This window comes from Thermotoga sp. 38H-to, assembly GCF_011057665.1.
Taxonomy (GTDB): Bacteria; Thermotogota; Thermotogae; order Thermotogales; family Thermotogaceae; genus Thermotoga.
The window spans coordinates 282,126-296,593 of record NZ_LNFZ01000001.1 but is presented as its reverse complement, the minus strand read 5'-3'; the positions used below and the strand labels follow the sequence as shown (position 1 = coordinate 296,593).

13 protein-coding genes, 1 tRNA gene and 1 CRISPR repeat array are annotated in these 14,468 nt (G+C 45.8%); of the genes, 10 read left to right on the top strand and 4 right to left on the bottom strand.

Translation table 11 applies throughout. The annotated features are described in order from the left end of the window. The first annotated feature begins 11 nt into the window (after positions 1-11). The 5 genes from AS158_RS01500 (at position 12) to bfrA (ending at position 3,923) form a co-directional block, all read left to right on the top strand. The gene (locus AS158_RS01500) at positions 12-743 is read left to right on the top strand and encodes an ABC transporter ATP-binding protein (RefSeq protein ID WP_004081657.1); all 732 of its coding nucleotides are present in this window, start codon (positions 12-14) and stop codon (positions 741-743) included. Further along, positions 740-1,696, top strand: coding sequence for a SufD family Fe-S cluster assembly protein (locus AS158_RS01495; protein WP_165304383.1), 957 nt, complete (start codon positions 740-742; stop codon positions 1,694-1,696). The genes AS158_RS01500 and AS158_RS01495 overlap by 4 nt, the downstream gene beginning before the upstream one ends. A gap of 32 nt (positions 1,697-1,728) precedes the next feature. Next, positions 1,729-1,803, top strand: a tRNA-Val gene (locus tag AS158_RS01490). Between the two features lie 49 nt (positions 1,804-1,852). Then, complete coding sequence (suhB, locus tag AS158_RS01485; RefSeq protein ID WP_004081652.1) at positions 1,853-2,623, top strand: bifunctional fructose-1,6-bisphosphatase/inositol-1-monophosphatase; 771 nt, start codon at positions 1,853-1,855, stop codon at positions 2,621-2,623. Position 2,624: 1 nt separating this feature from the next. Next, positions 2,625-3,923, top strand: a complete 1,299-nt coding sequence (bfrA, locus tag AS158_RS01480) for a beta-fructosidase (protein WP_004081649.1) — start codon at positions 2,625-2,627, stop codon at positions 3,921-3,923. A gap of 570 nt (positions 3,924-4,493) precedes the next feature. After that, positions 4,494-5,392: a CRISPR direct-repeat array (repeat unit 30 nt; unit sequence GTTTCAATAATTCCTTAGAGGTATGGAAAC). 111 nt (positions 5,393-5,503) lie between these two features. Here the strand turns inward: bfrA and AS158_RS01475 are convergent. Both AS158_RS01475 and AS158_RS01470 read right to left on the bottom strand, forming a co-directional pair. Further along, positions 5,504-6,274, bottom strand: a complete 771-nt coding sequence (locus AS158_RS01475) for an ABC transporter permease (protein WP_008195131.1) — start codon at positions 6,272-6,274, stop codon at positions 5,504-5,506. Positions 6,275-6,278: 4 nt separating this feature from the next. Beyond that, entirely contained in the window at positions 6,279-7,262 is a 984-nt protein-coding gene (locus tag AS158_RS01470; RefSeq protein ID WP_004081632.1) for an ATP-binding cassette domain-containing protein, read from the bottom strand. A gap of 135 nt (positions 7,263-7,397) precedes the next feature. On the opposite strand from AS158_RS01470, the gene AS158_RS01465 reads away from it, so the two are divergent. Further along, positions 7,398-7,550, top strand: a complete 153-nt coding sequence (locus AS158_RS01465) for a hypothetical protein (protein WP_004081631.1) — start codon at positions 7,398-7,400, stop codon at positions 7,548-7,550. On the opposite strand, the gene AS158_RS01460 is transcribed toward AS158_RS01465, so the two are convergent. Together AS158_RS01460 and AS158_RS01455 are read right to left on the bottom strand one after the other, a co-directional pair. Further along, positions 7,531-8,451: a hydroxypyruvate reductase gene (locus AS158_RS01460; protein WP_008195136.1), complete on the bottom strand. Its 921-nt coding sequence runs from the start codon at positions 8,449-8,451 to the stop codon at positions 7,531-7,533. The two genes, AS158_RS01465 and AS158_RS01460, sit on opposite strands and share 20 nt — an antisense overlap. A 5-nt stretch (positions 8,452-8,456) precedes the next feature. Continuing rightward, the gene (locus AS158_RS01455; protein WP_008195138.1) at positions 8,457-9,611 is read right to left on the bottom strand and encodes a serine-pyruvate aminotransferase; all 1,155 of its coding nucleotides are present in this window, start codon (positions 9,609-9,611) and stop codon (positions 8,457-8,459) included. A gap of 204 nt (positions 9,612-9,815) precedes the next feature. Here AS158_RS01455 and frr point away from each other — a divergent pair, with 204 nt between their 5' ends. The 4 genes from frr to alaS are packed head-to-tail and all read left to right on the top strand — an operon-like array spanning position 9,816 to position 14,464. Further along, positions 9,816-10,373, top strand: a complete 558-nt coding sequence (frr, locus tag AS158_RS01450; RefSeq protein WP_008195141.1) for a ribosome recycling factor — start codon at positions 9,816-9,818, stop codon at positions 10,371-10,373. Further along, positions 10,370-11,071 (top strand): isoprenyl transferase, encoded by a 702-nt coding sequence (locus AS158_RS01445; RefSeq protein ID WP_008195143.1) that lies wholly within the window; start codon positions 10,370-10,372, stop codon positions 11,069-11,071. Before frr ends, AS158_RS01445 begins: the two co-directional genes overlap by 4 nt. Next, the gene (cdsA, locus tag AS158_RS01440) at positions 11,064-11,876 is read left to right on the top strand and encodes a phosphatidate cytidylyltransferase (RefSeq protein WP_165304382.1); all 813 of its coding nucleotides are present in this window, start codon (positions 11,064-11,066) and stop codon (positions 11,874-11,876) included. The genes AS158_RS01445 and cdsA overlap by 8 nt, the downstream gene beginning before the upstream one ends. Continuing rightward, positions 11,873-14,464, top strand: coding sequence for an alanine--tRNA ligase (alaS, locus tag AS158_RS01435; protein WP_165304381.1), 2,592 nt, complete (start codon positions 11,873-11,875; stop codon positions 14,462-14,464). The genes cdsA and alaS overlap by 4 nt, the downstream gene beginning before the upstream one ends. The last annotated feature ends 4 nt before the right edge of the window (positions 14,465-14,468 follow it).

The following is a 14,468-nucleotide window of genomic DNA, read 5'->3' as shown; positions in this document are numbered from 1 at the left end:
AGGTGATGAATGTGCTGGAGCTCATCGATGTGTGGTACGAGGTAGAGGGAAAGGCTATCCTGAAGGGAATAAACGCTCGCTTCGAAAAACAAAGGGTTTACTCCATACTGGGAACCAACGGTGCGGGAAAAAGCACTCTCGCCTATTTGATCATGGGGCTTGAGGGCTACAGACCCACCAGGGGAAAGATACTCCTCGACGGTGAGGACATCACCGATCTTTCCGTAACAGAGAGAGCCAAAAGAGGGATCACCCTCATGTGGCAGGAGCCCGCTCGATTCACAGGAATCAAGATCAGAGACTATTTGACTCTCGGCGGAAGAAGAAAAGTATCGAAAGAGGAGCTCGAAAGGGTCTTAGAACTCGTTGGTTTGAATCCGGCACTCTACTTGGAAAGAAACGTCGATGAAAAGCTGAGCGGTGGAGAGAGAAAGAGGGTAGAACTGGCGAGTATTCTTCTTATGAAACCTAGATACACCATCCTCGATGAGCCAGACTCCGGGATAGATATTATGAGTCTTGAGATGATAGAGAAGGTTCTCTCGGAACTCGTGAGTGCGGGTGGCTCTGTGATCTTAGTCACTCACAGGGAAGAAATCGCACTGGAGAGCGACTACGCCTTTCTCATCTGTCACGGCTCCATCTTGAAAGAAGGAAACCCGTCTGAAATCGTGCAGTTCTACAAAAACAGCTGTGACAGATGTGATCATCCGAATGAACCATCAGGGGAGATGATCGTATGATCGTAAAAGACTACAGAAGAGAATTCGAAGCACTGGCAAAGGCCTACGAAAAGGCAGGGGGAGACGTTTCGAAGTTCCTCGACAGGAGGATAGCCTCCATCATAATAAGCGGTGACAAGGTCATAGGACTCAACGGTGTGGAGGGAGTAGAACTCACTCCCTACAGGATAGAGAACGGTGTTCAGGTGGACATGAGGATAAAAGAAGGTGTGGTGGTGGAGTATCCCGTCCACGTGTGTACGGGGTACTTAGAAAAGAAAGGACTGCAACGTGTTGTGTTCAATATAAGGCTCGAGAAAAACGCGAAAGCGATCTTTGTGGCACACTGTGTTTTTCCGTGGACCGAAGATTTCACACACGACGCCTTGATGAACGTGGAACTGGAAGAAGGAGCCTGGATGGAGTACCACGACGAGCACATGCACAGCGAAACGGGATCCATAAACCTGATCACAAGATCGATAGCAGAAGTTGGAGAGGGTGCCGTTTACCGGAACACGTTCACTCTGGTGAAAACCAGGATAGGGACTTTGAGGGTGTTCATGGACGCCGAGCTGGAAAGGGATGCAGTAGGAGAGCTCTACACGAAAGTAAAGGCAATCGAAGACGACGATGTAGAGGTGAAGGAGATACTGAGATTGAACGGAAAAGGAGCAAGGGGTCTTGCCAAAACAAACGCGGTTGCACTGGACAGATCGAGGGTTTCTGTTGTGAACGAAGTCTATGGAAACGCTCCTCACACCAGAGGACACGTGGAATGTCTTGAGATCACGAAAGGAGATGCGGTGGATGTGAGAGCCCTTCCGGTCCTTGTGGTGAAAAACGACACCTCTGAACTCACCCATGAAGCCTCGATAGGAAGGGTGAACGCAAAACAGCTCGAGACACTCATGGCGAAGGGCCTCACAGAGGAAGAAGCAACGGAGATGATCATAAAAGGTGTTTTGACATAATGGAGATTTTGTTGTAAAATCCATAGACGGATGGGTGCGTAGCTCAGTGGGAGAGCGCTTCCCTCACGAGGAAGAGGTCGCAGGTTCGAGTCCTGCCGCACCCACCAGCAGGCTCCCTCAGGGGAGCCGTTAATTTTTTTAGAGGGAGGGATCGAATTGGACAGACTGGACTTTTCTATAAAGCTTTTGAGAAAGGTGGGACACCTCCTCATGATACACTGGGGAAGGGTGGACAACGTCGAGAAAAAAACCGGTTTCAAGGACATAGTCACAGAGATAGACAGAGAAGCCCAGAGAATGATAGTCGATGAGATAAGAAAATTCTTCCCTGACGAAAACATCATGGCCGAAGAAGGAATATTCGAAAAAGGAGACAGGCTCTGGATAATAGACCCGATAGATGGAACGATAAACTTCGTTCACGGCCTTCCGAACTTTTCCATCTCTTTGGCCTACGTTGAAAACGGAGAAGTCAAGCTAGGGGTCGTCCACGCCCCTGCTCTCAACGAAACACTCTACGCTGAGGAAGGAAGCGGTGCCTTCTTCAACGGTGAGAGAATCAGAGTGTCTGAGAACGCCAGCCTCGAAGAGTGTGTTGGTTCCACTGGTAGCTACGTGGATTTCACCGGGAAATTCATCGAGAGGATGGAAAAGAGGACCAGAAGGATTCGGATTCTTGGAAGTGCCGCGCTGAACGCCGCTTACGTTGGTGCAGGAAGGGTTGACTTTTTCGTCACCTGGAGGATAAATCCCTGGGATATAGCAGCCGGTCTGATAATCGTGAAGGAAGCGGGAGGAATGGTCACGGATTTCTCCGGAAAGGAAGCAAACGCTTTCTCGAAGAATTTCATCTTCTCGAACGGGTTGATCCACGATGAAGTGGTGAAAGTTGTTAACGAGGTGGTAGAAGAAATAGGAGGAAAGTGATATGTTCAAGCCGAATTATCACTTTTTCCCGATAACAGGCTGGATGAACGATCCGAACGGTTTGATCTTCTGGAAGGGAAAATATCATATGTTCTATCAGTATAATCCCAGAAAACCTGAGTGGGGAAACATCTGCTGGGGCCACGCGGTGAGCGACGATCTCGTTCACTGGAGACACCTTCCCGTTGCTCTATATCCCGACGATGAAACACACGGAGTGTTCTCTGGAAGCGCTGTCGAGAAAGATGGGAAAATGTTTCTCGTGTACACCTACTACCGCGATCCGACACACAACAAAGGAGAAAAAGAAACCCAGTGTGTGGCTATGAGTGAAAACGGATTGGATTTCGTAAAGTACGATGGAAACCCGGTCATATCTAAACCCCCAGAGGAAGGGACGCACGCCTTCAGAGACCCGAAGGTGAACAGAAGCAACGGTGAGTGGCGAATGGTACTGGGATCTGGTAAAGATGAGAAGATTGGAAGAGTGCTTCTCTATACCTCAGATGACCTTTTTCACTGGAAGTACGAGGGTGTGATCTTCGAAGATGAAACCACAAAAGAAATAGAGTGTCCCGATCTTGTGAGAATTGGAGAGAAAGATATCCTCATATACTCGATAACGAGTACAAACAGCGTTCTGTTTTCCATGGGAGAGTTAAAGGAAGGAAAACTGAATGTCGAAAAGCGGGGGCTTCTCGATCACGGAACGGATTTCTACGCTGCTCAAACTTTCTTTGGAACAGACAGAGTTGTAGTTATCGGATGGCTTCAAAGCTGGTTGAGAACAGGGCTTTACCCGACAAAACGAGAAGGATGGAACGGTGTCATGAGTCTTCCTAGGGAGCTGTATGTAGAAAACAACGAGTTGAAGGTGAAACCGGTGGATGAACTCTTGGCTCTCAGAAAGAGAAAGGTTTTCGAAACTGCAAAGTCCGGAACATTTCTGCTGGATGTCAAGGAAAACAGTTATGAAATTGTGTGTGAATTCAGCGGAGAAATCGAACTTCGAATGGGAAATGAATCTGAAGAAGTGGTGATAACGAAGAGTCGAGACGAATTAATCGTGGATACAACGAGATCTGGTGTTTCAGGTGGAGAAGTTAGAAAGTCGACAGTCGAAGATGAAGCTACAAATAGAATACGAGCTTTCTTGGATTCGTGTTCTGTAGAATTTTTCTTCAACGACTCCATAGCTTTTTCCTTTAGGATCCATCCAGAGAACGTTTACAACATTCTTTCTGTCAAATCGAACCAAGTGAAACTCGAAGTCTTTGAACTCGAGAACATATGGTTGTGACGTTAGACAACACTTTGAAAGCAAAGCCTATCTTTGTTTTATGCATCAAAACCAGATTAGTTCCAATCATTCACAAAGTGGGTGATGCGTGTGACTGGCAGTGGAAGGACGATACAGAGTATGCAATTACCGGTAACGAAAAATTTCATGCGGGTTTGTGGTACCGGAAGCTATGCGTTAAAAAGGGAATAATGGATGATATGAAGAGACAATATGAAGAGAATTTGTGGTAATCGATGACATGTAAGTGCTTTGAATTCAGGAAGTTAACAGTTAATTTCTAACACATTGAGGAATACCTTCTTTCATCTATTTGTGAAACATAGAACTAATCGATTTTTACCAGAAACACCCCAAAATGCCCCGACGTAGGTTGATATAATTTATCTTCTGTTTTTTGCTTGTGTTCTTTCGTTGTTGAACTATGCAATTATTCCATTTTTCCAAACAGTACTTGAAGGTGCTCTCTTGTGTGTTAGAATGGTTTATGGAAAGAGAGAATATGGAAGTTCAAAAAACATCTTGCTTTCAGAGTGTGTTTGTGGTATAAATTCTCCTGAACTCAATGGGGTTTCAATAATTCCTTAGAGGTATGGAAACACCTTAAAATTTTTTCCACTAAACCTTACCATCCTAAGTTTCAATAATTCCTTAGAGGTATGGAAACCTCCGTCCTGTACTGGACATACCACCATTCGAAATCTGTTTCAATAATTCCTTAGAGGTATGGAAACTTTTTCAAAACATCGAGAAGGTAAGTGAGGAAATCAGTTTCAATAATTCCTTAGAGGTATGGAAACTTCAGGAACGGAAAACGATACATCACCGAAATAAAGCTAGTTTCAATAATTCCTTAGAGGTATGGAAACAGAATAGGAGTGATACTATCATAGACGTTCTGCAAAAGGTTTCAATAATTCCTTAGAGGTATGGAAACTTCTCAATCCCCTCCTTCCGTTATATCGCATGGAGTGTTTCAATAATTCCTTAGAGGTATGGAAACCTTTCAGTTTCGCTTATCCAGTTCCGTTTTTCGTCTATGTTTCAATAATTCCTTAGAGGTATGGAAACGCTATTTTTAAAATTGCTTCTTCAGATGGAGAAAATGTTTCAATAATTCCTTAGAGGTATGGAAACAATATTTCTCACCTTCCTTTTCAACAACCGATATGTCGTTTCAATAATTCCTTAGAGGTATGGAAACACGAGTTTTGTGCCCGTTTTGTTCGGGCCGGTCCAGGTTTCAATAATTCCTTAGAGGTATGGAAACGAATCAACAACAATTTCAAGCATTTTGATATCCGAGAGTTTCAATAATTCCTTAGAGGTATGGAAACCTACTTCGCAGCCGTGTATGGTAGAAAGCCGCAGCGGTTTCAATAATTCCTTAGAGGTATGGAAACATTCCGACGCCGGAGACATACCAATCGTGGTACATCGTTTCAATACATCCTTAGAAGCACAAAAAAACTTCTTCTTTTCCGAAATCGTTGTTTCTGTTAGCATTTCATATTCAATGAAACTCCATAAAAAAACAAAAAGGCAGGGAAATCCCCTGCCTTTGTTTTACTGTTGATATCTCAACTTATTCTTGCTCTTTCGAAGCTTTCCATCGCGAGGATGAGCCCCACCAGCATCAAGATCGAGAGAATTCCCCAGTCGAGGCCGAAAGAGAACTTCATCACTTTTTCTCCCACTAAGTACCCTCTCGAGGCGTCCACCGCGTAGGTGAGGGGATTTATGTAGGCAAGAGCCTTCATCCAGTTTGGCATGGAATCGATGGGATACATTGCACCGCTCAGAAAGACCAGAGGCATCATCAGAGTCATCATGATCATCTGGAATCCCTCAGTGCTTTCCATCTTCAAAGCAAGCGCAATACCAAAGCTTGCAATGGTAACTGACATGAGAAATCCAACGGCGAGAGCGGGAAGTAGCCCGGATATTTTCAAACTTTCTGCGAGGAAGTAGTTGAGGACGAGAATTATAAGTCCCTGTAAAACGGTAACGATCGCATCTCCAACGATTCTACCTGTGATGCTGAGTCTTCGTGAAGAGGGAGCCACCAGAACCTCTTTGAAGAAGCCAAACTGTTTGTCCCAGATCAAACTCACACCGCTGATGAAACTCATGTTGAAAACTGTCATAGCGAAGATACCAGGTGCGAGGTAAGTCAGGTAATCCACTCCACCAAACATCATTTTCGCCCAGGGATTATCGAAAACTTTGCTCCATCCCAGCCCGAAGAAGATGATCCATATCAGAGGGTTTATTATCATTCCAATGACTCTCGAGCGTGATCTCAAGAATCTCATGAACTGCCTGTAGATCATCGTCACAAAGGCTGCCATGCTATTACCTCCTCATCCTCATTCTCATTCTTGCCATGGTTTTGAAAGAGTTCTCCGGTCCTTCCTCTCTGAGCTCCCTTCCTGTGAGATGGAGGAAAACATCGTTGAGCGTGGGTTTATGATAGGTGATTTCTTCTATTTTCAAACCCTTCTGCTGTGCCAGTTCGAAAATCTTTGGTATCGCCCTTCCAGAATCTTCCACATTCAGTTCCAGCCTTCCATCGGGGAGTTTTCTACACGACTCTATGAAGTCGCCTTCGAGACATTCAACGGCTTCAGAGAATCTCACGTAGATAATCTCTTTTCCGACCATTCTCTTCAACTCGGTTGGAGTTCCGAGTGCTATGATTTTCCCGTGATCTATGATCGCCACTCTGTCAGCAAGCTGTTCTGCCTCGTCCATGTAATGGGTGGTGAGAAAGATTGTCATGTTGTGTTCTTTTTTCATTTTCGAGATGTATTCCCACATATGCGCTCTTGTGTGTGGATCGAGACCAATAGTGGGTTCGTCGAGAAAGAGAACTTCTGGTTCATGTATCAAGGAGCGAGCTATTTCGAGTCTTCTTGCCATGCCACCACTGAACGTTTTGACCGGTTTGTCTTTGAACTCCAGAAGTTCCACGAACTCGAGAAGTTCAAGGATTCTCTTTTTGAGTTTTTCTCCACCGTAGCCGTATATTTTTCCGTGTATGTACATGTTTTCATACGCGGTGAGCTCTCTGTCCAGTGATTGATCCTGAAAGACTATACCGATTTTTCTTCTAACCTCTCGAGGTTCTTTCAGCACGTCATGACCGGCAACCCATGCCTTTCCACTCGTCGGTTTTAGAAGCGTGGTGAGCATGTGAATGGTGGTGGTTTTTCCCGCACCGTTTGGACCAAGAAAAGCGAAGATTTCTCCTTTCTTCACTGAGAAGCTGACTCCTTTGACCGCTTCGAAATCTCCGAACTTTTTCACCAGATTTTCCACGACGATAATGTCTTCCATCTCTGACACCTCCATAGAGTCAAAAGATATATCGATAGATATATCCTCTGGGATTATAAAATAATATGCATGGATGTGTCAATCAGTTTGAACTTGAAGACAGAGAAAAGGATCTATTAATTTGGAGGGGAAAACATGGAGAGAGTACGGGATTTTTTCGTTCTTCTCTTTTGCGTTTTACTTTTTATTTACGAATTCCTTGCTTTGAACGTGAGAATAATGTTCAGATCGATAAAGAAGAAAAGAAGCCGGGAGACAACCCCCGGCTTCAAATTCCCAGTTCTTTGAAAATCTTCTCCACGAGTTCTATTCCTACTCTTCTTTGAGCTTCTGCTGTGGAAGCACCTATGTGGGGAGTGGCGACAACGTTGTCCAAGCTCAAAAGTTTCCTTCTGATTTCATCTGTTGGTGGTTCCACTTCGAAGACGTCGAGCCCTGCAGCGTAGACTTTTCCACTCACAAGGGCTTCGTACAGGGCTTCTTCGTCGATTGTTCCTCCACGGGCCGTGTTTACTATGATGACACCGTCTTTCATCTTCGCGATACTCTCTCTGTTTATGATATGCCTGGTTGATTCTGTGAGAGGCACATGCAGGGAAATGAAGTCGCTTTCTTTGAAAAGAGTGTCCAGATCCACGTATTCAACAGGTAGATCTGTTTCAGGTTTCGCGGGATCGTAAGCGATGATTTTCATTCCAAAGGCAAGGGCTCTTTTTGCCACTTCCTGTCCGATGTTTCCAAATCCGATGAGTCCCAGCGTTTTTCCAAGAAGTTCTTTGCCCTTGAGTGCTTTCTTTTCCCATTTTCCTTCTTTGAGAGATATGGTAGCTCTTGCTATGTGGCGAGCACAAGCAAGCATCAAACCCATCGCGAGTTCTGCCACGGATGGAGCGCTGGCACCTGGTGTGTTGAGCACTTTTATTCCTTTTTCCTTGGCTTTTTGAACGTCTATGTTGTCCAGCCCGATGCCTGCCCTGGCGATGATCTTCAGATTTTTCCCGGCCTCTATGATGTCGGCTGTGACTTTAGTGGCGCTTCTGACGACAAGAACATCGACTTCCGGTATGATCTTCATCAATTCGTCTTTTTCTAGGTGTTCCGATGTGACTTCGAGTTCCTCTTTGTTCATAAGAAGCTGTGTTGCCTCTTTATCGAGAGGATCGTTCACGTGCACTCTGTATCTCGTCATCTCCATCACTCCCCAATGAATTCTTTAGCGAAGACAGCTTCGGCTGCCTTAACACCGACTCCGAGTTCGAACTCATAACCGAGTTCCTTCAAGGTTAATTCAAGAGCGGAAATGGCAGTTATGGTGTCGAAAGGTGACATGTATCCGAGGTGTGCTATCCTGAATATCTTTCCTTTGAGTTTAGCCTGTCCACCGGCGATGGTCACACCGTACTTGTCTCTCATGATCTTGGGAATCTGTTTTCCATCGATGCCCTCAGGCACTTTCACGGCTGTTACAACGTTTCCCGGTCTTTTCGAGAGGAGTTCCAGTCCAAGTGCTTTCACCGCTGCTCTTGTTGCGTCTCCCAGTATTCTGTGCCTTTCCCATACGTTCTCTATGCCTTCCTCTTTTATCATCTGAAGAGCCTTTCTCAACATGTATATCATGTTTACTGCGGGAGTGTAAGGATTGTCGGGGTAAGATTTTCTGTAGGCCCTCAGATCAAAATAGTACCTTGGAGATCTGGATTTTTCCACGAGCTCCCACGCTTTGTCGTTGAGAGAGATGAGAGCCAATCCCGGAGGTAACATCAAACCCTTCTGAGAACCTGTGACAACGACATCCACACCCCATTCATCCATCTTCAGTGGTTCTGCTCCAAGAGCGCTGACAGCGTCTGTCACAAGAACAACGTCTTTTTCTTTCGTGACTCTGGCAATTCCTTCGAGGTCTATGACTGTACCCGTTGATGTTTCACTGTAGGTGGTGAAGACGACCTTCGCATCGGGGTTTTTGTTGAGAGCCTCTTCGATCTGTTCAGGTGTGACCGCGTCTCCCCATTCGAGGGCGATTTCTACGATATCAGCACCGTAAGCCTGACAGAGCTCTTTCCATCTTTCACCGAACTTTCCAGCCACAACCACGATCACTTTGTCTCCAGGGCTCACAAGATTCGCCACCGCCGCTTCCATAGCGCCAGTTCCTGTGGAAGCAAAGGCGTACACGTTGTTTTTTGTCTGAAAGATGTACTTTGCACTTTCGAGGGTCTCTTCCATTATGGAAACAAACTGAGGTGTTCTGTGGTGTATTGTTTCCTTCGCTCCTTCTGTTAAAATATCGTTTGGGACTGGTGTTGGTCCAGGTGCCATTATGTAGTGTTTCTTAAGAAACTTTCCCATGGAACTCCCCCTTTCCAGGATGGTGGTGCTTGTTATTTTTTTAACTAATTATACTACCAGAATTTTTACAGACGGATGAAGCATATTTATCAAAAGGAACGAGAAAGCAAAAAATCTGTTTGCTATAATCTTGAGAGGTGTTGGGAATATTATACAACGACCATTGATGGTGTAAACACAAATTTCAACAGGGAGGGGATAGGCATGGTTAATCCGTTCATAAAAGAAGCGAAGGAAAAGATGAGGAGAACGCTGGAGAAAATCGAGGATGAACTGAGAAAAATGAGAACAGGGAAGCCCTCTCCAGCCATTCTTGAGGAGATCAAGGTAGATTACTATGGTGTTCCAACTCCTGTGAATCAGCTCGCCACGATCTCCATTTCTGAAGAAAGAACCCTTGTCATAAAACCCTGGGATAAAAGTGTTCTCTCCCTCATAGAAAAAGCGATAAACGCGTCCGATCTTGGTTTGAACCCCATAAACGATGGAAACGTGATCAGGCTTGTCTTTCCTTCTCCAACCACTGAGCAGAGGGAAAAGTGGGTTAAAAAGGCGAAGGAGATCGTCGAAGAGGGGAAGATCGCCATCAGAAACATCAGAAGAGAGATTTTGAAGAAGATAAAAGAAGATCAGAAAGAGGGTCTCATTCCAGAAGATGATGCCAAAAGGCTGGAAAACGAAATACAGAAGCTAACAGACGAGTTCATCGAAAAGCTGGACGAGGTGTTCGAAATCAAAAAAGAGGAGATCATGGAATTTTGAGGATACCACAGCACGTTGCGATCATAATGGATGGAAACGGCAGATGGGCGAAAAAGCGAGGTCTTCCCAGAATAAAAGGGCACCAGCGAGGTGCAGAGGTGCTCCACAACACCGTGAAATGGTCTTTGGAACTGGGGATAAAGTATCTCACAGCTTTTTCCTTCTCCACAGAGAACTGGAAAAGACCGAAGGAAGAAGTGGAGTTTCTCATGGATCTTTTCGTTCAGATGATAGATCGTGAGATGGAGCTCCTCAGAAGAGAAAGAGTCAGAGTGAGAATTCTTGGAAGAAAAGAAGGTCTTCCGGAGAGGGTGCTTAAGAAGTGGCAGGAAGTGGAGGAAAAAACGAAAGAGTTCGACCGAATGACACTCATTATCGCGTTCAACTACGGAGGTAGAAGGGAGATCCTCGACGCGGTAGAATTTATCTTAAAGGATGTATCTCATGGGAAAAAATTAGAGCTCACTGAAGAGACCTTTCGTCAGTATCTGTATCTACCAGACGTTCCAGATCCGGATTTGATAATAAGGACCTCAGGTGAGATGAGGCTCAGTAATTTCCTTCTCTGGCAGTCCGCGTATTCCGAGCTTTATTTCTTCAAAAAACTGTGGCCGGATTTCACGAAAAGGGATTTTCTGAGGGCTATAGAGAGTTATTCAAAAAGGGAAAGACGATTCGGGGGTTTGAGCAATGGATGATTTGAAAACCAGAGTCATAACCGCGAGTGTCGTAGCACCTTTCGTTGTTCTGTGTTTTGTGAGTTACGAGAGTTTGATAGGACTCGTTTCTGCAATCGTCATTCTGGCCGGCTACGAACTCATCACACTTGAAATGAAAGAGCGTGATGCACGATTTTTCTATGTGATACTCCTTGCTCTGTATCCCGTCCTCTACGGTCTTGTTTTTGAGGAACCCGCGCAGCCGCTGTCGATCCTCTTCATAACTGGAGTGGTTTTCTCTCTGATAACAGACAAAGATCCTTCGCAGGTGTTCAAGACAATCGCTGCCTTTTCGATCGCTCTCATCTACGTTACCTTCTTCCTCAGTTTCTTTCTTCCGATTTATCGGGATTTTGGTGCCGCGAACGCTCTTCTCGTTCTCACCTCCACCTGGGTGTTTGATTCCTTCGCATACTTCACGGGTTTGAAATTTGGAAGAACGAGGATCTCTCCTCGATACAGTCCAAGAAAGAGCCTTGAGGGAGTGATAGGAGGATTCCTGGGTGTTGTCATCTACACCTTTTTGTATCGACTCGTTGTGAATGATCTGCTCTCTGTGAACGTGATAAGTTTCAGAACGTTCCTTCCTTTCGCCGCAACGGTCGCGGTTATGGACACCTTCGGTGATATTTTTGAATCGGCCCTGAAGAGACACTACGGTGTTAAGGATTCAGGAAAAACCCTTCCGGGTCATGGAGGAATGCTCGACAGAATAGATGGACTGCTCTTTGTTGCTCCTGTCAGTTACATCGTGTTCAAAATCTTAGAAGGAGTGGTGCGATGAGATACATGACTTCTGAAGAGATCAGAGAAGCCTTTTTGAAATTCTTTGAGAAAAAGGGACACAAGATACTACCGAGCGCTTCTCTCATACCGGACGATCCTCAGCTTCTCTTCACCGTAGCCGGTATGGTTCCTTTCAAACCTATTTTCTGGGGCAAAGTCGAGCCTGTTTACACGAGGGTGGCTACCTGTCAGAAGTGTTTGAGAACCGTTGATATAGAGAACGTGGGAAAGACTCCAAGGCATCATACGTTCTTTGAAATGCTCGGTAATTTCTCCTTTGGAGACTATTTCAAAGAAGAAGCCATAGAGTGGGCCTGGGAGTTTCTCACTCAGGTGCTTGGGGTTCCCGAAGAAAAACTGTGGGTCTCCGTCTACGAGGAAGACGAAGAGGCCTTCAGAATCTGGAACGAAAAGATAGGTCTTCCCGAGAAGAAAATTTTGAGAATGGGAAAAGAGGACAATTTCTGGGGGCCGGCTGGGCCAACGGGGCCATGTGGTCCCGACACGGAGATCTTTTACGATACAGGGTATTTGAAAGGTTGTCCTGAGGGCGAAGAGTGTACTCCTGCCAATTCTGAGGGACGATTTGTGGAGATATGGAACCTCGTTTTCACCGAGTACTATCAGGATGAAGAAGGAAAGCTCCATCCGCTTCCACGAAAGAACATCGATACGGGAGCTGGTCTTGAAAGGTTCTGTGCGATGATGCAGGGAGTTTACAGCAATTTCGACACAGATCTGTTCCAGCCGATAATAAACCGCATAGAGGAATTGACGGGGGTTGGCTACAAAACAGATGAAGAAAAAGACGTTTCCATCAGGGTCATAGCCGATCATATGAGGGCCATCACCTTCCTGATCAGTGAAGGTGTTTTCCCTTCCAACGAGGGAAGAGGATACGTTCTCAGAAGGATCATAAGACGCGCGATGAGACACGGAATACTCCTTGGCATGAGTGAACCGTTCCTTTACAGAATCGTTGATGCTGTGGCGGAGAAGATGGGAAAGGTCTATCCGGAGATCGTTCGCGGTGAAAGTATGGTGAAAGAAGTTCTCTCTGCAGAAGAAAGCAGATTTCTAAAGACTCTCGAGCAGGGAATGAAGGTCTTCGACGAGATCGTTGAGAAAGAGGGAAGGATAGATTCCGAAGACGCGTTCAAACTCTACGACACATACGGACTTCCACTGGAACTCACACTCGAAATCGCAAGGGAGAAGGGTGTGGAAGTCGATGTGAAAGAATTCAACAAATACATGGAAGAACAACAGCGAAAGTCAAGGGTTGCTCTGGGAGATGTGGAATTTGCCAGGAGGTACGAATACCTTGAAGAACTCCCCAAAGATTTCCGAACCGAATTCACTGGGTACGAAAAACTCGAGGATGAGGGTGAGGTCGTCCTCATAGCCAAGAACGAAAAAGCGGTGGAAGATGCAACAGAAGACGCGGTGGAAGTAGTGTTTTCAAAAACACCATTCTACGCTGAGAAGGGTGGTCAGGTATCCGACACGGGAACGGTGGAATGGGAAGATGGAAAAGCGCTTGTAGAATATGTTTTTGAAGCTTCAGAGGGTGTGATCGTCCACAGAATCAAGGTACTGGCCGGCACTCTGAGAAGAGGTCAGAAAGTGGTTCTCAGAGTGGATAAGAAGAGAAGAGAGGCCACAATGAGAAATCACACGGCGACGCATCTACTTCACGCGGCTTTGAAGAAGGTCCTGGGAGACCACGTGAGGCAGGCAGGATCCTTGGTTGCACCCGACAGGCTGAGATTTGATTTCACACATTTCAAGGGTCTTTCGATGGCAGAAATAGAACAGGTGGAGAATCTGGTGAACGAATGGATCATGGAAGCGATTCCGGTCGAGGTGAGGTACACAAGCTACGAAGAAGCGGTAAAGTCCGGAGTTGTTGCGCTTTTCACGGAAAAGTATGGAGATGTGGTCAGGGTCGTCGAGGTTCCTGGTGTGAGTAAAGAACTCTGTGGCGGAACGCATGTGAGCAACACAGGGCAGATAGGTCTGTTCAAGATCATCTCGGAGGAATCCGTTTCGTCAGGTGTGCGAAGAATCGAAGCGGTCACTGGCTTTAGTACCCTGGAACTCCTGAGAAACCAGAAAAAACTGATCGATCAGCTGAAAGAAATCCTCGGAGCAAGGGAAGACGAGCTCACGGACAGGGTTCTGGGTTTGAGAGAGAAAGTGAAGGAACTCGAAAAGAAACTCTCTCAGGGAAGGATTTCCGAAGAAAAGATAGCCATGAAACAGCTGGAAGATGGTGTAAAGGTATTCTACGCTGTTTTTGAAGATGTCGAAGCAAAACACCTTGGAGGAATAGCGGACAACGTTTTGAAAAAGGAAAGGGAAGGCATTGTTATTCTCCTCAGTAAGTTCGAAGACAAGGTTTCCCTCGTTGTGAAGGTTTCTGAGAATCTCCTTGACAGATACGATGCCTCTTCCATAGCACGGAACATAGCGAAGGAACTCGGTGGAAGTGGAGGGGGCCGAAGGAATTTTGCCCAGGCGGGTGGAAGACATCCGGAAAAGATAAGAGGCGTTCTGGAACGTCTCGAAGAGTTTCTGAGGTGAAACT

Bases quoted from the DNA above. Each gene is read 5' to 3' on its own strand.
- AS158_RS01495 (WP_165304383.1), top strand. From the start codon at position 740: ATGATCGTAAAAGACTACAGAAGAGAATTCGAAGCACTGGCAAAGGCC.
- bfrA (WP_004081649.1), top strand. From the start codon at position 2,625: ATGTTCAAGCCGAATTATCACTTTTTCCCGATAACAGGCTGGATGAAC.
- AS158_RS01475 (WP_008195131.1), bottom strand. From the start codon at position 6,274: ATGGCAGCCTTTGTGACGATGATCTACAGGCAGTTCATGAGATTCTTG.
- AS158_RS01470 (WP_004081632.1), bottom strand. From the start codon at position 7,262: ATGGAAGACATTATCGTCGTGGAAAATCTGGTGAAAAAGTTCGGAGAT.
- AS158_RS01465 (WP_004081631.1), top strand. From the start codon at position 7,398: ATGGAGAGAGTACGGGATTTTTTCGTTCTTCTCTTTTGCGTTTTACTT.
- AS158_RS01460 (WP_008195136.1), bottom strand. From the start codon at position 8,451: ATGACGAGATACAGAGTGCACGTGAACGATCCTCTCGATAAAGAGGCA.
- AS158_RS01455 (WP_008195138.1), bottom strand. From the start codon at position 9,611: ATGGGAAAGTTTCTTAAGAAACACTACATAATGGCACCTGGACCAACA.
- frr (WP_008195141.1), top strand. From the start codon at position 9,816: ATGGTTAATCCGTTCATAAAAGAAGCGAAGGAAAAGATGAGGAGAACG.
- cdsA (WP_165304382.1), top strand. From the start codon at position 11,064: ATGGATGATTTGAAAACCAGAGTCATAACCGCGAGTGTCGTAGCACCT.
- alaS (WP_165304381.1), top strand. From the start codon at position 11,873: ATGAGATACATGACTTCTGAAGAGATCAGAGAAGCCTTTTTGAAATTC.